Here is a 20,304-nt window from a genome sequence, read left to right as displayed (position 1 = left end):
CGATCCCCCGGGATCGGCTTTTTTCATTGGCGAAGAGCGAGACACGCATGAGACGACCGATCCTGACGGCCGGGGTGCTGGCCCTGGGGTGTTCCCTGGCGGCGGCCCCGGCCCTGAGCAGCGAAATGGAGGAGCGCTTCCGCGAGCAGGGCAAGGCGATGGACCTGACTGGCTTCTTCAATGCCGAGACCGACGCCCTCAGCCAGAGCTTTCGCTTCGGCAGCGTCAATGCCCATGACTTCACCGTGACCGAGCCGGGCCTGTACCGCTTCGAGAGTCGCGTCACCGCCGGCTATTCCGAGGATTACCGCATCGCCGCCGCGCTGCTGGACGACCAGGGCAACGTCATCGCCCGCAGCGAGGCCTTCGGCCAGGATGGCGGCCTGGCCCTGCGCCGGCGGCTCGCGCCCGGCGACTATGTGCTGCGGGTCGAGGCGCAACGCTTCGGCACCCGGGGCCGGGCCGGGGACGGCTACTCCGTGTGCGTCGTCGCCCTGGACGACCAGGGGCGCGTGAGGGAAAACCGCATCAGCGACGGCGAGGGGATCTTCTTCTCCGGCCGTAACCGTCAGGGCGGCGAGTCCGTCTTCGTGCGCGGCGACGAGGCCGTGGCGACCCTGGGCGGTGCCTCGCCGGCGGGGAGCGAGGCGGTCGGCGAGCCCTCGGCGCCCGAGCCGGTCAGTCGGGCCGAGACAGCCGCCGACGAGCCTCACGAGGCCGAGGTGGCATCGGCTGCCTCCGGGGTCGAGACCATCGTCACCGACGTCAAGATCCGCGCCCGCGGCGAGGTGCTGACCTTCGAGATGGCCGAGCCGGGCAACGTGGCCATCACCACCTCGACCTATCCCACCGGCTACGAGGATACCTATCGGATCGAACTGGAGGTCCGGGACGGCTCGGGTCGGGTGGTGGCCGAAGGAGCCGGGGAAGGCTTCGACGGTGACGTGGACATGACGACCGAACTGGCGCCGGGGCGCTACCGTATCCATGTCCAGGGGCAGAAGTTCGGGTCGGGCATGACGGGCGTGAACAACTACGAACTGCGCGTGGAGAAGCGCTGACAAGCGGCGGGGCGCCTCGGGCGCCCCGCGAGTTCTCCTGCTGGCAGGATCAGCTCATCTCGTCGGATTCCATCATCATGTGGATCAGTTCCTGAAGATCCTTGACCTGCTGCTCGAGGGCCTTCACGCGGTCCTCGGCCGCATCCTCCTGGGCCTTCTGGTTGATCTCGTCCATGCGCTCCTGAAGCATCTCGGAGTCCATGGCATACGCGGCACCGCCCATCATCAGCATGGCCAGGAAACCGGCAGTCAGAGTCTTGATGTTCATGGGGCACCTCTCGGTCGGTGGATTGAGCCTGGGACCCGCGAATGGGTCTTGCTCGCTTAGTGCCTCCGCCGTCGCATTCCTTACAGCTGGTTTAGCAGAGGCCTGTTTGAGGTATAGCAGAGAGCGGCAGGAGCTGCTGCTCATCTCAGCCGACAGGCAGAGGGGCGCGAATGTTCCCCCCGGAGCGTGCCGTCAACCGGTCGCGGCGAGGCGCAGCCAGGCAAGAAATGCCCGGATCGGCATGGCGGAGTCCCGCTGTTCGGGGGATGGAGGAGGCTCCCGGGCTGCTATAATTAGACAAAACTGATACATTGTCCTTGTGCCCATCCTGGAAGAAGGTGTTTCGTGCCGTTCCACCTCCCGAGCTACCTGCGCCGGCTCCTCTCCCTCAAGGGCCGCCTGATGATGGGGCTGATCGCCACCTGGGCCGTGGTCATGGCCCTGTTGCTGGGGTTCGGCTGGCAGACGGGGCACCGGCTGCTGGAGGATTCCAACCGGACCCACCTGCGCTACGAGACGCGCCTGATCGCCGATGCCCTGACCCGCCAGATCGAGTCCCGCCTCGAGGCCCTGGAACGGCTGGCCGGGCGCCTGGACGCCGGGCGCCACCACGGCGACGCCTACCTCCTGCAGGAACTGCAACATAACGATGCCCTGCTGGAATGGTTCGACGGCATGCTCGTCACCGACGCGGAGGGGACGGTGCTCGCCGGCTGGCCCGGCAACGATGTCCTGCAGGGGCTCGAGCTCGGGGAACGGGACTACTTCCAGCACGTGAAGGCGTTTCGGGAGCCTCATGTCAGCCAGCCGATCCTCGGCCGGGCCCGCGGGATTCCCGTGGTGATGTTCGTGGTGCCGCGGTTGGGGGAAGGTGGCGCCTTCCGGGGGCTGGTCGGGGGTGCCGTCAAGCTCCACGGGGGCGGCCTGTTCAGCCGGCTCGATCGCCTGCGCCTCGGCCGCGACGGGTTCGCCGCCGTCATGACGGCGTCCGGCACCATCCTCTATCACCCCACGCGGGACCATATCCTCGATCCGGTGCCGGATGCGGACACCAATCCCTGGCTCAACCTGGCGCTGCTCGGCTGGGAGGGAGAGGCCGAGGGCCCCCTGCTGTCGGGAGACCCGGCCTATCAGGCCTATCGCCAGATCTGGCCGGCGGACTGGATCGTCGGCGTCGCCCTGCCCAAGGCGCAGGTGATGGCTCCCCTGGAGGCCTGGGTCAGCCGCCTCGGCTGGCGGGTGCTGCTGGTGGCCGGCCTGATGCTGCCGGTGATCAGCTGGCTGCTCTGGTTGATCCTGCGGCCGCTGTTCCGCCTCGAGCGTCAGATCGAGGAGGTCGGTCGGGGGCGGCGCAGCCGAGTCACGCTCGATACCCGGATGCACGAGCTGCAGCAGGTGGCCGATGCCTTCAATCGGGTCGAGGTGGAGCGCAGCGCGGCCCTCGAGCGGCTGAGGGATCGCCAGGCCTTCCTCGATGCCATCCTGGCCTCCTCGCCGGGAGGGATGTTCGTGACCGACACCGCCGGCAATATCACCTACATGAACCCTTCCCTGGTGGAGCTGACCGGCTATGCCTTCTCCCAGCGGCCCCAGGGCGAATGGGTGGAGCACATCCATCCCGATGACCGTCAGTCGGCCCTGGACCTGTGGCATCACAGCATGGTGACCGGCGAGGATTTCCTCCAGCAGTATCGCCTGTACCGCCGGGGAGGGGACCTGCTGTGGCTGGAGGTGCATGCCAGCCGGGTGTCCATCGACGGGCGGATCATCGGCTTCGTGGGCACGGTGAAGGACATCACCGAGCGTCGCGAGGAGGAGGCGCTGCGCCAGTGGGAGGCCGAGCATGATCCGCTGACCGGCCTGCTCAACCGGCGGGGGTTCGAGCGACGCCTGGAGGAAGCCCTGGCCGACTGGCGCAAGACCGCCACGCCCTCGGTATTGATCCTCTTCGACCTCGATCACTTCAAGCCGGTCAACGACGAGGGGGGGCATGCCCTGGGCGACGAACTGCTTCGCCGCATCGGCCAGGTCGTGGCCTGGGAGGTGCGTCGCAGCGATCACGTGGCGCGTCAGGGAGGCGATGAGTTCGGCATTCTGCTGCCCAGCTGCACGCTCGAGCAGGCCCAGGGCATCGCCCAAGGGTTGCGTGATGCCGTGAGCGAGGTGAGCGTCACTCACCAGGACAAGGAATATCGGGTGACGCTGAGCCTGGGAATCACCAGTTTCCGGGAGGGCGACCAGCGGGTAGCCGCGGTGATGGAGCGAGCGGATGCCGCCAGCTACGCGGCCAAGCGTCAGGGACGCAATCGCATCGTGGTCGAGGCGGATACCGCCTAGGGAGCGTGATGGACGCCTCGTGCCCGGTGCAGGGCCGCCCCGGAGGGAAGAGGCATCATCGGTTCGAGAGCACGGCCGGGAGAGGGGCTCGAGAGGGCGTGGCGCCCTCTGCAGGATTCGAACCTGCGACCTGCCGCTTAGGAGGCGGCTGCTCTATCCGGCTGAGCTAAGAGGGCGAAGCGAGCGCTAGTATAAGCGCCTGAGCGGGCAAGATAAACCCGTCGCGGACCATGCCGTCGCCGCGACAAGCCGGGTAGAATGGACGCCATCCTGGATGTGGACCTCAGCCATGCGCGACCGACCTTCCTACCTGTCGCCGGCCGGCGATCGGCACTTCGACGGCCTCGCCGACAAGTTCTCCGAGAGCCTCTATGGTGCGTTTCGCGGCGAGCTGCGCCTGGCCCTGCTGGATCGCCTGCTCCCCGAGATGCTCGAGCTCCATGGCCAGCCGGTGCTCGAGGTCGGCGGCGGGCTCGGCCAGCTGGCCGGCTGGCTGGTCGAGCGCGGCCATGCCGTGACGCTCACCGAGCCGTCCGCCGAGATGCTGGACCGGGCCCGCTCGCGCCTGGAAGGCCAGCCGCTGACCTGTCTCCAGGCATCGCTCCAGGCCTTGCCCTCGCTGGCGCCGGGCCCCTGGCCGCTGATCACCTGCCATGCCGTCCTCGAGTGGATGGGGGAGCCGCGAGCGGCGCTGGCGACCCTGGCCGGCCTGCTGGCCCCGGGCGGGCAGCTGTCGTTGATGGTCTTCAATCGTGATGCCCTGCGGCTGTCGAATGTCATCAAGGGCAACCTGGAGAAGGCCCTGGCCGATCGGCTGGAAGGCCAGGGGCGCCGACGGCGCCTCACCCCCATGTCGCCGCTGACCCACGACCAGGTCGTGACCTGGGCCGCCGAGAACGGCCTGGCGGTCACCGCTGTCGCCGGCGTCCGCGTCTTCCTTGACTACCTGCGTTGTGCCCCCGAGGAGGCGGCCGACCGCCAGGCCCTGCTCGAGCTGGAGTGGCGCTACTGCCGCGTCGACCCCCACTGGCGGCTGGGCCGCTACCTGCTCTACACCCTGACCCGTCCCGAGGAGCCCGCTTCATGAGTGCCGAGACCCCCGTCTGCCAGCTGCTGGAACGCCAGGACGCCGACTATCGCGGTTGGCTGTGGGTGGCCCCGCCCCGTGACGCCTGGCTGGAGGAGGGCGAACGGGCGCTGCTCGCCGCCGACCAGGCGGTGCTGGAGGCCTGGCAGGAGCGCGGCCGGCCGGCCCACTCGCCCTTCGCGGGCGAGCCGCCGTCGCCTCCGGGCGTGGTGCTGTTCTGGCCCAAGGCCCATGCCCTGGGGGAGTGGTGGCTGCTCTGGCTGTGCGCCTATCTGCCGGCGGGGACGCCCTTGCAGGTGGTGGGCGAGAACCAGGGCGGCATCAAGCGGGTGCTCAAGGTGCTGGCGGCCCTGGGGCTGGGCTGCCGCAAGCTCGACGGTGCCCGGCGCTGCACCCTGTTCGAATCCCGCCTGGATAGGGTCGGCCTCGATCCCGACGCCGCCTGGACGACCTTCGAGGCCGAAGGCCTCACCCTGGCGAGCCATCCGGGGGTCTTCGGTCACGGCAAGCTCGACGATGGCACCCGGCTGCTGATGGGCGAGCTGCCGGGGGTGTTGCCGGATCGCGGGGAGGTCCTGGACATGGGATGCGGGGACGGGATCCTCGCCGCCTGGCTGGCTCGCCGAGGCCTGGCGACCACCGCGGTGGACGTCAATGGCTTCGCCGTGGAGGCCACGCGGCGGACCCTGGCCGCCAACGCCCGGCCCGGCGAGGTGCTGGCCGGCGACGTCTACACGACCCTGCCGGGGCGGCGTTTCGATGCCATCGTCAGCAATCCGCCCTTCCACCAGGAACGTTCCATCGACTATGGCCCCGCCGGGCGGCTGATTCGCGAGGCCCCGGATCATCTGCGCAGGGGAGGGCAGCTGGTGCTGGTGGCCAACGCCTTCCTGCCCTATCCGGACCTGCTGGAGGCGGCGTTCGGCGGCTTCGAGGTGCTGGCCGACGATCGTCGCTTCCGGGTCTATCGGGCGAGCAAGCGCTGACTCAGCGCCGGGGGGCGCGGTAGGCGATATCGGTGATGATGTAGGTGGTCTCGCCCCCCGGGGCGGCGACGGTGACCTCGTCGTCGAGCCCCTTGCCGAGCAGGGCCTTGGCCAGGGGCGCGTCGACGCTGATCCAGCGCTTGGCGGTGTCGGTCTCGTCGTGGCCGACGATGCGCAGGGACATCTCCTCGCCATCCTCGTCCTCCAGGGTGACGAAGGCGCCGAAGAAGACTCGGTCCGTGTCCTCGGGCAACCGGTCCACCACCTGCAGCTCGTCCAGGCGCTTGGTCAGGTAGCGGATGCGCCCGATGACCCGGTTGAGTTCCTTCTTGTTGTAGGTGTAGTCGGCGTTCTCGCTGCGATCGCCCAGGGCGGCGGCCTCGCCGACCTTGGCCGACAGCGCGGGGCGCTTGACCCGGGACAGGTGATCGAGGATCCCGCGGAGGCGGTCGGCTCCCTCGGCGGTGATCAGGTTGCTCTTGGGCTCCTGGCGCGGGTCCTTGGCGGGATCGCGCCAGCGCGTCATGTTGCGGCCTTTCATCCTCGCCTCCCCTTTGACTGAGAGCCGAAACATACGCCATCCGCGGGCGGGAGGGCAATCCGGGCGCGGGTGGCGAATAATTCAAACGTTCGTTACATTTTCTCCAGTGGGACCCAAGCCACAACCACAACAAGGAGACCCCCCGATGATCCGACGCTCGCCGTTCGCCGCCGCCCTGAGCCTGGGCCTCGCCGCCGCCCCGCTCGCCGAGGCCCTGGCCTGGGAGGAGGCGCTCTTCTCCCTGCGCAGCCGCTGGGAGCACACCACGACCGCCATGGACGAGGCGCGCCGCGTCGATGCCCTGGAGGCGCTCGCCGAGGAAGCCGAGGACCTGGCCGACGCCAATCCCGAGGCCAGCACGGTGCTGGTCTGGCAGGGCATCGTCCTGGCCTCCCTGGCCCGCGAGGCCGGCGGGCTGGACGCCCTGGGGGCGGCCAAGGAGGCCCGGCGCGTCCTGGAACGGGCCCTCGAGCTCGATCCCCGGGGCCATCGCGGCTCGGCCTATGTCACCCTGGGCGCGCTCTACGACCGGGCGCCGGGCTGGCCGGTGGCCTTCGGTGACGACGACACCGCCGAGCGCATGTTCCGCGAGGCGCTGGAGATCCGGCCCGAGGGTATCGACGTCCACTATTACTATGCCGCCTACCTGGAGGAGGAAGGGCGCGAGGACGAGGCCCTGGTGCATGCGCGGCGCGCCGCGAACGGCCAGGCGCGGGAGGGGCGCGAGGCCTCGGACGAGGCGCTGCGGGGCAAGGCCAGAGCCATCGTCGCTCGCCTGGAAGGCTAGGTCCGCTTCGGTCGCGGGGGCGCGAAGGTTGGCAGCTCCCCACCGGGTCACGATAATGAAGGCTTCGTGAACACCGGAGGTCCCATGTCGGAGCGCGATACTCCCCCGTCCCCCGATGCCTTGTGCGCCGCGCCCTTCGACGCCGCGGACGTGGAGTTGATCGAGCGGCGTTGTCTCCACCAGGGCTTCTTCCGCCTCGAGGAGCTGCACCTTCGCCATCGCCTCTTCGAGGGTGGCTGGAGCGCGCCCATGGTGCGCGAGGTGCATCATCGCCATGACGCCGTGGGGGTGTTGCTCTACGATGTGGAACGCGACGCCGTGGCCCTGGTGGAGCAGTTCCGGCCGGGAGCCATCGACGATCCCGCGTCCCCCTGGAAGCTCGAGGTCGTGGCGGGACTGGTGGAACGCGGCGAGAGCGTCGCCGAGGTGGCGCGCCGCGAGGCCCGGGAGGAGGCCGGTTGCCGGGTGGGCGAGCTGATCGAGCTGCACACCTACTACCCGAGTCCGGGGGCCTGCGACGAGCGGGTCACGCTGTTCTGCGGGCTGATCGACAGCCGCGGGCTGGGGGGCATCCATGGGCTCGATGCCGAGCACGAGGACATCCGTGTGCATGTGCTGTCCTTCGCCCGGGCGTGGGAACTCTTGCAGGCCGGACGACTCGACAATGCCATGTGCCTGATCGCCTTCCACTGGCTGGCGACGGAACGGGCCTCATTGAGAGCGAGGAGCTAGCGTGTCGAAAACCGCCTACGTCACCGACCTGAGGACCCTCCAGGGCGAGTGCACCGCCAACTACCTGCGGCTCACTCGCCTGCTGGGGGATCTGGAGGCCGGGGAGACTCGCGAGGTCGAGCTGGTCAACGACGGTCGCCGGCTCGGGGCCCTGTGCCTGAAGATCCAGGAGCGGGCGCCCTATACCAGCATCGTGCGGGTCTCCCAGCGTGGGGTGCTCGACGGGCTCATCGAGACGCCGCGCATGCGGGTCCACCTCTACCACGACGTGCGCATGGCCGAGGTCACCGACTTCCAGCGCCAGCGCCACTTCGACGGGCGCTACCGCTATCCCAACGCGCGCATGCACCAGCCCGATGAGAAGCTGCAGCTGAACCGCTTCCTCGGGGAGTGGCTGGATCACGGCCTGGCCCACGGCCATTCCCTGGACCTGCCCGAGCTTCCCTGAGGCGTCCGATGCGACTGATCCAGATCACCGATTGCCACCTGCATGCGGATCCCGAGGCACGCTCGCGGACCGGCATTCCCTGTCGCCAGCTCGAGCGCGTGGTGGCCGCCGCGGCGGCCCTGCGCCCCGACCTGGTCCTGGTGACCGGCGACGTCAGCGAGGACCGGACCGCCGCCTCCTACGCCCTGGCCGAACGCTGTCTCTCGGTGCTCGACCGTCCCTGGTTCTGGTTGCCGGGCAACCACGACGACCCCGACCTGATGAGCGACTGTCGCCCCTTTCACCCCGAGGTGGAGCTGGGCGACCGGCGCCTGCTGATCGTCGACACCCAGTGGCCCGGCCGGGAAGGGGGGCGGATCGGCGAGGCGCGCCTGAAGGGGCTCGCCGAGCGTCTCGCCGAGGACGACCGGCCGATCCTGGTGGCCATGCACCACCCGCCGCTCGCCGTGGGCTCCGCCTGGCTCGATGCGCTGGGGCTGGCCGATGCCGAGGCCTTCTGGGAGACCCTGGCCGACCATGAACATGTCGAGGCGGTCTTCTGCGGACACATCCACCAGGCCTTCGTCGGCCATGGCCCGGCCGTGGCCGGCGCGATCCCGGTCTATGGCTGTCCCGCCAGCAGCGACCAGTTCCTTCCCGGGTCCACGGACTTCAGCGTGGACGAGGCGTCCCGTCCGGGTTTCCGGGTGATCGACCTGCACGGCGATGCCCTGACGACCTGGGTGGAGCGGGTCGATCCCTGAACCATGCCCCGAACCCGACGAAGGACGGACGGGCATCCCGCGAGCGCCGGCGTTCCCCATGGCGCCAATAGCTCTTTTTTGAATAAAAAGATAGATATTAATTCTTTTACGTTATTATCGGCCGAACGGTACCCTCTGGCCCAAGATTCCCATTTCCGCCCACGTCATGCGAGGTAGCCGGGCCATGAACAGTCTTCATGCACCGACACGCGAGAGCGCCGTCACCGCCGAGGGCAGCAGCGCCCCCGCCGGCCTGACGCCGCGGCGGCTGACCCACCTGCAGCAGCTGGAAGCCGAGTCCATCCACATCATCCGCGAGGTGGCCGCCGAGTTCTCCAACCCGGTGATGCTCTACTCCATCGGCAAGGACTCCTCGGTGATGCTGCATCTGGCGCGCAAGGCCTTCTACCCGGGCCCGCCGCCCTTCCCGCTGATGCACGTCAACACCACCTGGAAGTTCCGCGAGATGATCGAGTTCCGCGACCGCATGGCCGCGGAGTCCGGCATGGAGCTGATCGAGCACATCAACCAGGAAGGCGTCGAGGCGGGCATCAACCCCTTCGACCACGGTTCCAGCGGCTACACCGACGTGATGAAGACCCAGGCCCTGAAGCAGGCCCTGGACCAGTACGGCTTCGACGCCGCCTTCGGCGGGGCGCGCCGGGACGAGGAGGCCAGTCGCGCCAAGGAGCGCGTGTTCTCCTTCCGCGACAAGCACCACCGCTGGGATCCCAAGAACCAGCGCCCGGAGCTGTGGAACCTCTATAACGCCCGGGTCAACAAGGGCGAGTCGATCCGCGCCTTCCCGCTCTCCAACTGGACCGAGCTGGACATCTGGCAGTACATCTACCTGGAGTCCATTCCCATCGTGCCGCTCTACTACGCCGCCCCGCGGCCCGTGGTCGAGCGCGACGGCATGCTGGTGATGGTCGACGACGACCGCCTGCCGCTGGCGCCCGGCGAGAAGCCCCAGGAGAAGTGGGTGCGCTTCCGCACGCTCGGCTGCTACCCGCTGACCGGCGCGGTGGAGTCCAGGGCCGATACCCTGCCGGAGATCATCCAGGAAATGCTGCTCACCCGTACCAGCGAGCGCAGCGGCCGCGCCATCGATCACGACCAGGCAGGGTCGATGGAGAAGAAGAAACGGGAGGGGTACTTCTAACGCGCCGTAGGCGCGTTAGAAAGCCGGAAGCCCTAAGCTTGAAGCTGGAAGAAAACCCGGGAGGGACTCCTGATGGATTTCGAAAAGCTTCAAGTGTGGAAGCGTTCGGTGCGGCTTTCGGCGGAACTCTACCAATCCCTGCGAGAGCTGCGCGATTACGGCTTCAAGGACCAGATCACCCGCTCCGGGCTTTCGGTACCCAGCAATATCGCAGAGGGCATGGCACGGGGTACTGGCAAGGACAAGCGTCATTATCTGCTGATTGCCAAGGGATCCTGTGCCGAACTCAGAACGCAGCTCTACATCGGCATAGAGATCGGCTACGTCGATGAGACCTCCGGCCACCGATGGATACAGGAAACACGTGAGATTGCCGCCATGCTGTCCGGCCTGATCGGCAAGCTCGCTACAGATTGACATCGGCTGAGGAGCGAGTGGCTGGTGGGGTTTCTTCCAGCTTCAAGCTTCCAGCTTACAGCTATTGAAGGTGTGTCATGGCACATGCGTCGGAATTGATCGCAGACGATATCGAAAGCTATCTGCGTGAACACGAGCAAAAGGACCTGCTGCGTTTCATCACCTGCGGCAGCGTGGACGACGGCAAGTCGACCCTGATCGGCCGGCTGCTGCACGACTCCAAGATGATCTTCGACGATCAGCTGGCGGCCATCACCCAGGCGTCGAAGAAGAGCGGCACCACCGGCGAGGAGGTGGACTTGGCGTTGCTGGTGGACGGTCTGCAGTCCGAACGGGAGCAGGGCATCACCATCGACGTGGCCTACCGCTTCTTCTCAACGGACAAGCGCAAGTTCATCATCGCCGACACGCCGGGGCACGAGCAGTACACCCGCAACATGGCGACCGGTGCCTCCACCGCGGGCCTGGCGGTGATCCTGATCGATGCGCGGTACGGCGTCCAGACCCAGACCCGTCGGCACAGCTTCATCGCCGACCTGCTGGGGATCCGTCACCTGCTCATCGCGGTCAACAAGATGGACCTGGTGGACTACAGCCAGGCGCGCTTCGAGGAGATCGTCGCCGAGTACCGGAACTTCGCCGAGCAGCTCGGCGCCGACGACATCCGCTTCGTGCCGCTCTCGGCGCTGAAGGGCGACAACGTGGTCAACCGGAGCGAGGCCATGCCCTGGTATCAGGGGCCGGCACTGCTCGAGCTGCTCGAGACCGTGGAGGTCCGTCACGACCAGAACCTCACCGACCTGCGCCTGCCGGTACAGTACGTCAATCGCCCCAACCTGGACTTCCGCGGCTATGCCGGCACCCTGGAGGCGGGCATCCTGCGTCCCGGGCAGGCGATCAAGGTGCTGCCTTCCGGCAAGACCTCGACGGTCGAGCGCATCGTCACCTACGACGGCGACCTGGACGCGGCCTGGCCGGGCCAGGCGATCACCGTCACCCTCGCCGATGAGATCGATATCTCCCGGGGGGACTGGATCGTCGCCGCCGACGCCGAGGTGGCCGAGGCCAGCGCCTTCGATGCCGACATCGTCTGGATGAACGAGCAGGCCCTGGAGCCGGGCCGCCAGGTCGACATCCGCCTGGCCGGGCGCTCGGTGGCCGGCCAGGTCGAGACCATCCACCACCAGGTGGACGTCAATACCCTGGAGCGCCATCCGGCCGAGCGCCTCGAGCTCAACGCTATCGCCCGCTGCCGGGTGGCGCTGAACGGGGAGGTGCCCCTGGACGCCTACGACCGCAGCCCCGGGACCGGCAGCTTCATCGTCATCGACCGGTTGTCCAACGTCACAGTGGGGGCGGGGATGATCCGCGGCGCCGCCGAGGCCGAGGGCGCGACCCCGGGCGAGGTCGACTGGGCCGGCTTCGAGGTCGAGCTCAATGCCCTGGTGCGCAAGTACTTCCCGCACTGGGAGGCCAAGGACATCAGCAAGCTGATCGACCGCTGACGCGCCTTCCTCCCAGGCCATCCCCGTCGAGGCCCCTTCGCGCAAGCGGCGGGGCCTCGTCGTCTGGGCCGGAAACGACCGGCGACCTCAGGCCGGCCGATTGGCGATCACCACCGCCCGGCGCGGCGCCGGATGGCCCTCGCGGGTCTTCGTCGGGTCGTCCGGGTCGAGGAAGTCGGCCAGGGACTGGAAGGTCATCCAGTCGGTGGCGCGCTGCTCGTCCAGGGGGGTATCGGCCTCGTCCACCACCCGCACGTTCTCGAAGCCGCCGCGTTCGAGCCAGGTGCACAGGGCGGCGGAGGAGGGCAGGAAGTAGACGTTGGGCATGGCGGCGTAGCGATCGCCCGGCAGCAGCACGGTGGTGGCGTCGCCCTCCACCACCAGGGTCTCGAGGACCAGCTCGCCGCCGGGGCGCAGCGCCGCCCGGAGCTGGGCCAGGTGCTCCAGGGGCGAGGGGCGGTGGTAGAGCACGCCCATCGAAAACACGGTGTCGAAGAAGGCCAGGTCCTCCGGCACGTCCTCGATGCCCACCGGCAGGAAGTGCACCGCGCCGCCGTCGGCGTCGCCCACGAAATGCCGCACCGCCTGGAACTGCCAGTAGAAGCGCGGCGAGGGGTCGATCACCAGCACGAAGCTCGCCCCGGCGCCGGCCATGCGCCAGGCGTGATAGCCGTTGCCGCCGCCCACGTCGAGCACCCGGCGGCCGGAAAGCGGCGCCAGGTGAGGGGCCACCCGCTGCCACTTCCAGTCGGAGCGCCACTCGGTGTCGATGTGCACCCCACCGAGGCGATAAGGGCCCTTGCGCCAGGGCGCCAGGGCACGCAACAGGTTTTCCCCCTGCCGGCGCCGGGAGGCGTCGAGGTCGGCCTCCACCGTCACGGTGTCGGCGTCGAGCACCACCCGGCGATCCTCGGGCAGCGGCGGCAGCTTGGCCACGGCCTTCTCCCAGGCCGGCAGATCGCCGTAGCGCTTGCGGTCCAGGCCGCGGGCCAGCTGCTCGGGGAGCCGGGCCAGCCAGGTGTCGAGGCCCTGGTCGACGAAGGCGCGGTAGAGGTCTCGGTGTAGGGGCTGCATCGTTTCGCCTAGGCTGAGGGTAAGACGGGACGCCGCGGCGGGCGGCTCCGCGCGGCGGGACAGAGTGTACCCGAGGGGACGGCTGGATGACGACGCTTCCCGGTCCCCGGCGCGTTTCGGCGAGGGGAAGCGAAGGAGGGCGATCATGACCCGCGAAACGCCTTCCGAGGGCGTGGTGCCGCTCGACGAGCTGGAGGTCCTGGTCGTCGTCGACAACGAGACCGACACCCTGTCCAGCATCGACGAGGGCGTGCCCCAGCGCCCCGAGGTGGCGGGGCTCATCGAGCGCACCCCGCCGAGCCGTCATTACCAGGGCCATGCCTGCAAGACGGTGTTCGACCGGCTGTGCTGCGCCTGCCACGGTTTCTCCGCGCTGTTGATCGGACGCCGCGACGGCCGGGAGCATCGCCTGCTGTTCGATGTCGGCCCCTATCCCGGCATCTGGCTCGACAACGCCGAGCGCCTGGCCCTGGACCCGGGCAGCATCGAGGGCGTCTTCCTGTCGCACTGGCACTTCGACCACAGCGGCGGGCTGCCGGAGGTGATCGCCGCCATTCGCGCGGCCCGGGACGCGGCGGGGGCGCCACCGCCGCTGGTCGACCTGCACCCCGACCGTCCCGACCAGCGCGGCGCCCTGCTGCCGAGCGGGACCCTGGCCATGCTGCCGGCGGATCCGACCTTCGAGGCACTCGATCGGGCGGGAGGCCGGGTCGTCACCCATGGAGCGCCCCATCCGCTGTGCGAGGGTTTCTTCCTCGGCAGCGGCGAGATCGCCCGGGTCACCGACTACGAGACCGGCCTGCCCGGTCACCACAGCTTCCACGGCGAGCGGGGCGAGCCCGACCCCTGGATCATGGACGAGCGCTTCGTCGCCGCCTGGGTGCGGGGGCGGGGCGTGAGCGTCTTCTCGGCCTGTTCCCACGCCGGCATCGTCAACGCCTGCCTGACGGCCCAGGACCTCTTCCCGGGCCTGCCGCTGGACCTGGTCCACGGCGGCTACCACCTGGCGGGCAAGGGCATGGAGAAGCGCATCGCGGCCACGGTGCACGACCTCGAGACCCGCATCCGGCCCCGGCTCGTCGCCCCCGGGCACTGCACCGGCTGGCGGGCGAAGATGCGCCTGGCCGAGGCCTTCGGCCCGGGCCACTATGCGCCGAGCCTGGTGGGCAGCGTCTATCGCCTGACGGCCACGTCCTGACGCCCGCTCACGGGCCCGCGGCGAGGCGGCGGTTGCTCTCCTCGAATCGCCTCAGGTTGCGCTCCAGGTCGTAGGGCCTTTCCTCCAGTCGTTCCGGCTCCCATTCGCTGCGGGCCTGGGCGAAGAAGTCGCCGCCGTAGACGTGCAGGGCGCCGGTCATGCGGTCCAGCGGATTGATCACGGAGTGGATGGCGTCGTGGCCCAGCGGCAGGATCTCGCCGGCGCCGATGGAGGTCGCGCCCCTCGCCTCGATGCGGCCGGCGGGGGCATCCGGTACCCGTTGCCAGAGGATGTTGTCCTCGCGGCCGGTGTAGATGCCGATGACCGCCCACATGCGGTGGTCGTGGGGCAGCAGGACCATCCTCGGGCCCCACACCACGTCGAGGATGGTGAGCTCGTCCGAGCGATAGAGCGTCCGGACGCCGGCATGGTCCGGCTCGCCCAGGGCCGCGAGTACGGCCCGGGGGGCCTCCAGCGCCAGGGTCAGGCGCTCACGGGTGGCCTGCCGCGCCTCGCCTTCGGTCACGGCCTGGCAGCAGCCCTCCACGAAGCGGTCGAGATCGAACATGCCGCGCTCCACTCCCTCTCTGCTCTCGAGGGATCCGGTGGGGTCTTCCTTTCCAGTCTAGTGGTGGCGGGCGAGGGCGCTATTCCTTGAAGGCGATCAGGGAAGCGAAGTTCAGGTACTGGAACCACACCAGCGAGCGGTCGAAGCCGGCCTGGGCCAGGCGGGCCCGGTGGGCCTCGAGGGTGTCCGGCACCAGGACGTTCTCCAGGGCGGTGCGCTTCTGGCTGATCTCCAGCTCGCTGTAGCCGTTGGCGCGCTTGAAGTCGTGGTAGCGCTCCACCAGCCAGGCGTTGTCCTGCTCGTCGGCGGCCTTGATCTTCTCGGAGAGCACCAGCACGCCGCCGGGTTCCAGCGCCTCGAAGAGGCGGGCGATGACGGCGTCGCGGTCTTCCGGGGCCAGGAACTGCAGGGTGAAGTTGAGCAGGATCATTCCCGAGGGCCGGTAGTCGAGGTGGCGGATGTCGCCTTCCTCCACCGTCATGGCATGTTCGGGGTGCTCCGCGCTCAGGGTCTCTTTGGCCCGCTCGACCATGGCCGGGGAGAGATCCACCCCGGTGTAGCGGAAGGCCGCCGGCGGCAGCTGGCCGGCCAGCGCCAGCCCGGCGGCGCCCAGCGAGCAGCCCAGATCGTAGACGTGGCCGCCGTGGCGCAGGTGGCGCCGGGCCAGCGGGCCGAGCATGGCCAGGATCTGACCGTAGCCGGGCACCGAGCGGCGGATCATGTCGGGAAAGCAGGCCACCACCCGCTCGTCGAAGGAGAAGCGCGCCACCCGGTCCAGGGGTGTCGAAAAGATGGCGTCACGGTAAGATGCGTCACTCATGGGCAGGGCTGGGCGTCGGGCTGGAGGCCCGACATTGTACGCCTCCCTGCCCGCGGCTGCACGACAGGACCTCCAGGAGGCATCATGAGCCATCTCCCCGTCGACCAGCGGGGTGCCTGGCGCGCCCTGGCCGACCATGCCCAGCGCATGGGACGCCGCCATCTGCGCGAGCTCTTCGCCGAGCACCAGGGACGACATGCGACCTTCACCCGGCACGCCGCCGGGCTGACCCTCGACCTCTCCAAGCAGCGGTGGAGCGAGGAGACCCTCGAGCTGCTGCTGGATCTGGCCCGGGACGCCGGCGTTCCCGAGGCCATCCGCAGGCTGCTGGCCGGCGAGCGCGTCAACCGCAGCGAGGACCGCCCGGCGCTGCACACCGCCCTGCGCCTGCCCGCCGACGCGCGCCTCGAGGTCGACGGCCAGGACCTGGTCGCCTCGGTGCATGCCACCCTGGAACGCATGTCCGGCATGGTCGAATGCTTCCACGCCGGCCAGTGGCGGGGCGCCACGGGCAAGCCGATCCGCGACGTGGTCAACCTGGGCGTCGGCGGCTTCGACCTGGGCCCGCTGATGGTCACCCATGCCCTGGCCGACTATCGCCCCGAGGACGTCCATCGCATCGACGTGCACTTCGCCTCGACCATGGACGGCTCCCAGCTGGCCGACTACCTGGCGCGGCTCAATCCCGAGACCACGCTGTTCGTGCTGTCTTCCAAGTCCTTCACCACCATCGATACGCTGTCCAACGCCCGTACCGCCCGGGACTGGCTCAAGGCGCGGCTGCTGGGCGGCGCCCGCCAGGAGGGCGTCGACGAGGCGCTGGTGATGCGCCAGCACTTCATCGGCGTCTCGGCCAAGCCGGAGAAGATGAGCGAGTGGGGCATCGATCCCGACCACCAGCTGGAGTTCTGGGAGTGGGTCGGTGGACGCTACTCGCTGTGGGGCGCCATCGGCCTGCCCATCGCCCTGGTGGTGGGCATGGACCATTTCCGCGCCCTGCTCGCCGGGGCCCATGCCATGGATCGCCACTTCCGTGAGGCGCCGCTTGCCGACAACCTGCCGGTGCTGCTGGCGCTGGCGGGGATCTGGAACGTCAACTTCCTCGACATCCGCGCCCATTCCATCCTGCCCTACGATGGCCGCCTGGAGTACTTCGCCGCCTACCTGGAACAGCTGGAGATGGAGTCCAACGGCAAGGCGGTGACCCACGAGGGCGAGCCGGTGAGCTACTCCACCTGCCCGGTGCTGTGGGGGCAGCTCGGCCCCAACGCCCAGCACGCCTTCTACCAGCTCCTCCACCAGGGCACCCAGGCCGTGGAGTGCGACTTCATCGCCCCCAAGGTGCGCTACGACGACGTCCCCGATCCCGCCACCCGGGACCATCTGATGGACCAGCATCGCCTGACGCTGGCGAACTGCTTCGCCCAGTCCCGGGCGCTGATGCTGGGCGATGCCGCGGTGGCCGACGATGGCCCGCGGCCCGGCTACCGCCGCTACCGGGGCAACCAGCCCTCCAGCACCCTGCTGCTGGATCGCCTGACGCCGGAGACCCTGGGCGCGCTGATCGCCCTCTACGAGCACAAGGTGTTCGTCCAGGCGACCGTCTGGGACATCAACCCCTTCGACCAGTGGGGCGTGGAGCTGGGCAAGACCCTGGCCGGCGAGACCCAGCGCATCCTGCAGCGACAGCAGGGCCTGGACGGCATGGACGACTCCACCCGGGGCCTGATCGAGGCGGTCTGGGCGGCCGAGCCGGAGAACGACCGGTGAGTCGGCGGGGCAGGGATATCGCCATCAGGTTGTCCCTCGGGGCTGACCCGTCGACAGGTCCCGGCGCCCCTCGACGTCTCCACCTCGATCCTGGGATCGCCGGGGGTGGGCTGGCCATTTATACAGGGGGTCGGGTATGCTGAGCGCCGGCCTGCCGCGGGTCCCGACCAGCGGGGTGCTCTATCTCCACGGCTTCAACAGCGCCGCCGCCTCGCCCAAGGCGGCGCTGGTGCGCGAGGCCTGCGCGGTGCTCGGGCTCCGCTGCGTGACCCCGGACCTGCCGCACCGCCCGGATCAGGCCCTGGACGAGGCCGCCGCCCGGCTCGGCGAGCTGGGGGACTACCCGCTGGTGGTTGGCAGCTCCATGGGCGGTTTCCTGGCGACGCTGCTCGCCGAGCGCCACGACCTGCCGGGGGCGTTGATCAACCCGGCGGTGGCGCCCGGACGACTGGTGGCGGACTGGGTCGGTGAGACCTTCGTCAATCGCTACAGCGGCGAGCGGTTCGTGGTCGAGGAGGCCCACCGTCGGGCGCTGGAGGCGATGACGCCGACGGGGGTCACGGCGGGGCGCTACCTGCTGCTGCTGGGAACCGACGACGAGACCCTGGACTGCCGGGACGCCTTCGCGCTCTACCGGGGCGCCAGGACGATCCTTCATCCCGGCGGCGATCACGGCTTCTCGGCCCTCGCGGAGTACCTGCCGGCCATCTTCGCCCAGGGCGGGCATGCCCTGGCCTACGGCACCGTGGCGGCGCGGGGCTGACGCACCGATTCGAACACCTACAGGAAGCAGACGACGCCATGACCCAATACAGCGCCAGCTCGATCGAGGTGCTCGCCGGACTGGAACCCGTGCGCAAGCGCCCCGGCATGTACACCGACACCGCGCGGCCCAACCACCTGGTCCAGGAGGTCATCGACAACAGCGTCGACGAGGCCCTGGCCGGGCATGCCAGGCGGATCGGCGTGCGGCTGTTCGAGGACGGAGGCATCGAGGTCGGCGACGATGGTCGCGGCATGCCCATCGACCTTCACCCCGAGCACGGCGTCTCCGGGGTCGAGCTGATCATGACCAAGCTGCACGCCGGCGGGAAGTTTTCCTCCTCGAGCTACCGCTTCTCCGGTGGCCTCCACGGCGTCGGCGTCTCGGTGGTCAATGCCCTCTCGAAGCGCCTCGAGGTGGAGGTGCTCAAGGGCGGGGAACGTCACGGCATGGCCTTCGAGCACGGCGAGACCGCGTCCCCGCTGGAGGTCATCGGCTCCGCCGCCAGGCGGGCGACCGGCACCGTGGTGCGCTTCTGGCCGGAGCCGAGCTACTTCGACTCGCCCAGGCTCTCGCTGTCGCGGCTCAAGCACCTGCTGCGGGCCAAGGCGGTGCTCTGTCCCGGGCTCGAGGTCACCCTCACCGAGGCCGACGGCACCCGGAGCGTCTGGCAGTTCGAGGACGGCCTGCGCGACTACCTGGCTCAGGCCACCGACGGCTATGAGGTGCTGCCGGCCTCGCCCTTCGTCGGCCACTTCGCCGACGACGATCAGGCGGTGGACTGGGCCGTGCAGTGGCTGCCCGAGGGGGGCGAGCCGTTGCTCGAGAGCTACGTGAACCTGATCCCCACGCCCCAGGGGGGCACGCACGTCAACGGCCTGCGCGCCGGCCTGCTCGAGGCGTTGCGCGAGTTCTGCGACTACCGCAGCCTCTTGCCCCGGGGCGTCAAGCTGACCGCCGAGGATCTCTGGGAGCGGGTGTCCTTCGTGCTCTCGGTGAAGATGCTCGATCCCCAGTTCGCCGGCCAGACCAAGGAGCGACTCTCGTCGCGGACCGTCGCCGGCTTCGTCTCCGGGGTGGTCAAGGATGCCTTCTCGCTGTGGCTCAACCACCACGTCGACCAGGCCGAGGCCCTGGCCGAGCTGGTGATCAGTGCCGCCCAGCGGCGCCAGAAGAGCGCCAAGAAGGTGGCGCGCAAGAAGGTGACCTCGGGGCCGGCGCTGCCCGGCAAGCTGGCCGACTGCTCAGGCCAGGACCCGGCGGGCAGCGAGCTCTTCCTGGTGGAGGGCGACTCCGCCGGCGGCAGCGCCAAGCAGGCCCGGGACCGCGAGACCCAGGCGATCCTGCCGCTGCGCGGCAAGATCCTCAATACCTGGGAGGTGGACTCCCATGACATCTACGGTTCCCAGGAGGTCCATGACATCGCCGTGGCGATCGGCATGGACCCCGGCAGCGACGACCTCACCAAGCTGCGCTACCACAAGATCTGCATCCTCGCCGACGCCGACTCCGACGGCCTGCACATCGCCACCCTGCTGTGCGCGCTCTTCGTGCGCCACTTCCCGGCGCTGGTCGACGCCGGCCACGTCTTCGTGGCCATGCCGCCGCTGTATCGCATCGACCTGGGCAAGGAGGTGTTCTACGCCCTGGACGAGAGCGAGAAGGCGGCGATCCTCAAGCGCCTGGAGGGCAAGCGCGGCACCCCCAACGTCCAGCGCTTCAAGGGCCTGGGCGAGATGAGCCCGCTGCAGCTGCGCGAGACCACCATGGCCGCCGACACCCGCCGGCTGGTGCAGCTGACCCGGGAGGACGGCGACGGCACCCTGGAGATGATGGACATGCTGCTGGCCCGCAAGCGCGCCGCCGACCGCAAGAGCTGGCTGGAGGACTACGGCAACCTCGCCGAGATCGAAGTCTGACCCGGCTTCGCCGGGAGCTTGAAGCCGTAAGCTTGAAGCTGGAAGAAGGGGGGGCAGCCGGGTGTCTTCCAGCTTCTAGCTTCCAGCTCATCACAGCAGTTGAAGGGGGCGCAGTCCT

The 20,304-nt window shown here is 69.2% G+C and carries 20 protein-coding genes and 1 tRNA gene; 15 read left to right on the top strand and 6 right to left on the bottom strand.

Annotation, left to right across the window (positions count from 1 at the left end; genetic code table 11):
* The first annotated feature begins 47 nt into the window (after nucleotides 1-47).
* Nucleotides 48-1,061, top strand: a complete 1,014-nt coding sequence (locus BEI_RS13880) for a hypothetical protein (RefSeq protein WP_097790077.1) — start codon at nucleotides 48-50, stop codon at nucleotides 1,059-1,061.
* Nucleotides 1,062-1,110: 49 nt separating this feature from the next.
* Here BEI_RS13880 and BEI_RS13875 read toward each other — a convergent pair whose 3' ends face one another.
* Nucleotides 1,111-1,329, bottom strand: a complete 219-nt coding sequence (locus BEI_RS13875; protein ID WP_097790076.1) for a hypothetical protein — start codon at nucleotides 1,327-1,329, stop codon at nucleotides 1,111-1,113.
* Between the two features lie 345 nt (nucleotides 1,330-1,674).
* Between BEI_RS13875 and BEI_RS13870 the strand changes: the two genes are divergently transcribed.
* Nucleotides 1,675-3,666, top strand: a complete 1,992-nt coding sequence (locus BEI_RS13870; protein WP_338035681.1) for a sensor domain-containing diguanylate cyclase — start codon at nucleotides 1,675-1,677, stop codon at nucleotides 3,664-3,666.
* 99 nt (nucleotides 3,667-3,765) lie between these two features.
* Here BEI_RS13870 and BEI_RS13865 read toward each other — a convergent pair.
* Nucleotides 3,766-3,842 (bottom strand) — tRNA-Arg (locus tag BEI_RS13865).
* A 113-nt stretch (nucleotides 3,843-3,955) separates the two neighbouring features.
* Between BEI_RS13865 and BEI_RS13860 the strand changes: the two genes are divergently transcribed.
* Nucleotides 3,956-4,753 carry a methyltransferase domain-containing protein gene (locus tag BEI_RS13860; protein WP_097790075.1) on the top strand — a complete coding sequence of 266 codons (798 nt, stop codon included), beginning with the start codon at nucleotides 3,956-3,958 and terminating at the stop codon, nucleotides 4,751-4,753.
* On the top strand, nucleotides 4,750-5,739 hold the full coding sequence (locus BEI_RS13855) for a methyltransferase (protein ID WP_097790074.1): 990 nt from the start codon (nucleotides 4,750-4,752) through the stop codon (nucleotides 5,737-5,739). Before BEI_RS13860 ends, BEI_RS13855 begins: the two co-directional genes overlap by 4 nt.
* Nucleotide 5,740: 1 nt before the next feature.
* Here BEI_RS13855 and greB read toward each other — a convergent pair whose 3' ends face one another.
* Nucleotides 5,741-6,280, bottom strand: coding sequence for a transcription elongation factor GreB (gene greB / locus BEI_RS13850; protein WP_097790073.1), 540 nt, complete (start codon nucleotides 6,278-6,280; stop codon nucleotides 5,741-5,743).
* Nucleotides 6,281-6,425: 145 nt separating this feature from the next.
* On the opposite strand from greB, the gene BEI_RS13845 reads away from it, so the two are divergent.
* From BEI_RS13845 to cysN, 7 genes are all read left to right on the top strand, one after another.
* Nucleotides 6,426-7,067 carry a hypothetical protein gene (locus tag BEI_RS13845; RefSeq protein WP_097790072.1) on the top strand — a complete coding sequence of 214 codons (642 nt, stop codon included), beginning with the start codon at nucleotides 6,426-6,428 and terminating at the stop codon, nucleotides 7,065-7,067.
* Nucleotides 7,068-7,151: 84 nt separating this feature from the next.
* Nucleotides 7,152-7,799: an NUDIX domain-containing protein gene (locus BEI_RS13840; RefSeq protein WP_097790071.1), complete on the top strand. Its 648-nt coding sequence runs from the start codon at nucleotides 7,152-7,154 to the stop codon at nucleotides 7,797-7,799.
* Nucleotide 7,800: 1 nt separating this feature from the next.
* Nucleotides 7,801-8,247, top strand: a complete 447-nt coding sequence (locus BEI_RS13835) for a DUF1249 domain-containing protein (protein ID WP_097790070.1) — start codon at nucleotides 7,801-7,803, stop codon at nucleotides 8,245-8,247.
* 8 nt (nucleotides 8,248-8,255) lie between these two features.
* Nucleotides 8,256-8,990, top strand: a complete 735-nt coding sequence (locus BEI_RS13830) for a metallophosphoesterase family protein (RefSeq protein WP_097790069.1) — start codon at nucleotides 8,256-8,258, stop codon at nucleotides 8,988-8,990.
* A 268-nt stretch (nucleotides 8,991-9,258) separates the two neighbouring features.
* Nucleotides 9,259-10,152 (top strand): sulfate adenylyltransferase subunit CysD, encoded by an 894-nt coding sequence (gene cysD, locus BEI_RS13825; protein WP_379802356.1) that lies wholly within the window; start codon nucleotides 9,259-9,261, stop codon nucleotides 10,150-10,152.
* Between the two features lie 72 nt (nucleotides 10,153-10,224).
* On the top strand, nucleotides 10,225-10,569 hold the full coding sequence (locus BEI_RS13820; RefSeq protein ID WP_097790068.1) for a four helix bundle protein: 345 nt from the start codon (nucleotides 10,225-10,227) through the stop codon (nucleotides 10,567-10,569).
* Nucleotides 10,570-10,646: 77 nt separating this feature from the next.
* Nucleotides 10,647-12,074 (top strand): sulfate adenylyltransferase subunit CysN, encoded by a 1,428-nt coding sequence (gene cysN, locus BEI_RS13815; protein ID WP_097790067.1) that lies wholly within the window; start codon nucleotides 10,647-10,649, stop codon nucleotides 12,072-12,074.
* Between the two features lie 87 nt (nucleotides 12,075-12,161).
* Here the strand turns inward: cysN and cmoB are convergent, their stop codons facing one another.
* Nucleotides 12,162-13,148 carry a tRNA 5-methoxyuridine(34)/uridine 5-oxyacetic acid(34) synthase CmoB gene (cmoB, locus tag BEI_RS13810; protein WP_097790066.1) on the bottom strand — a complete coding sequence of 329 codons (987 nt, stop codon included), beginning with the start codon at nucleotides 13,146-13,148 and terminating at the stop codon, nucleotides 12,162-12,164.
* A 145-nt stretch (nucleotides 13,149-13,293) separates the two neighbouring features.
* Here cmoB and BEI_RS13805 point away from each other — a divergent pair, with 145 nt between their 5' ends.
* Entirely contained in the window at nucleotides 13,294-14,346 is a 1,053-nt protein-coding gene (locus BEI_RS13805; RefSeq protein WP_097790065.1) for an MBL fold metallo-hydrolase, read from the top strand.
* Nucleotides 14,347-14,353: 7 nt separating this feature from the next.
* Here BEI_RS13805 and BEI_RS13800 read toward each other — a convergent pair whose 3' ends face one another.
* Both BEI_RS13800 and cmoA read right to left on the bottom strand, forming a co-directional pair.
* On the bottom strand, nucleotides 14,354-14,914 hold the full coding sequence (locus tag BEI_RS13800; RefSeq protein ID WP_097790064.1) for a hypothetical protein: 561 nt from the start codon (nucleotides 14,912-14,914) through the stop codon (nucleotides 14,354-14,356).
* A 79-nt stretch (nucleotides 14,915-14,993) separates the two neighbouring features.
* Nucleotides 14,994-15,734: a carboxy-S-adenosyl-L-methionine synthase CmoA gene (gene cmoA / locus BEI_RS13795; protein WP_097790063.1), complete on the bottom strand. Its 741-nt coding sequence runs from the start codon at nucleotides 15,732-15,734 to the stop codon at nucleotides 14,994-14,996.
* An 84-nt stretch (nucleotides 15,735-15,818) separates the two neighbouring features.
* Between cmoA and pgi the strand changes: the two genes are divergently transcribed.
* The 3 genes from pgi to parE all read left to right on the top strand — a co-directional run bounded on the left by pgi (nucleotide 15,819) and on the right by parE (nucleotide 20,186).
* Nucleotides 15,819-17,504 carry a glucose-6-phosphate isomerase gene (gene pgi, locus BEI_RS13790; protein ID WP_097790062.1) on the top strand — a complete coding sequence of 562 codons (1,686 nt, stop codon included), beginning with the start codon at nucleotides 15,819-15,821 and terminating at the stop codon, nucleotides 17,502-17,504.
* Nucleotides 17,505-17,640: 136 nt separating this feature from the next.
* A complete protein-coding gene (locus tag BEI_RS13785; RefSeq protein ID WP_097790061.1) occupies nucleotides 17,641-18,267 on the top strand; it encodes a YqiA/YcfP family alpha/beta fold hydrolase in 627 nt (208 codons plus the stop codon).
* Between the two features lie 38 nt (nucleotides 18,268-18,305).
* Nucleotides 18,306-20,186 carry a DNA topoisomerase IV subunit B gene (gene parE, locus BEI_RS13780; RefSeq protein ID WP_097790060.1) on the top strand — a complete coding sequence of 627 codons (1,881 nt, stop codon included), beginning with the start codon at nucleotides 18,306-18,308 and terminating at the stop codon, nucleotides 20,184-20,186.
* Nucleotides 20,187-20,304 lie beyond the last annotated feature (118 nt).

Origin of the sequence: Halomonas beimenensis (genome assembly GCF_002549795.1) — a bacterium.
GTDB lineage: Bacteria > Pseudomonadota > Gammaproteobacteria > Pseudomonadales > Halomonadaceae > Halomonas > Halomonas beimenensis.
This window is presented reverse-complemented; position numbering and strand designations above follow the sequence as displayed.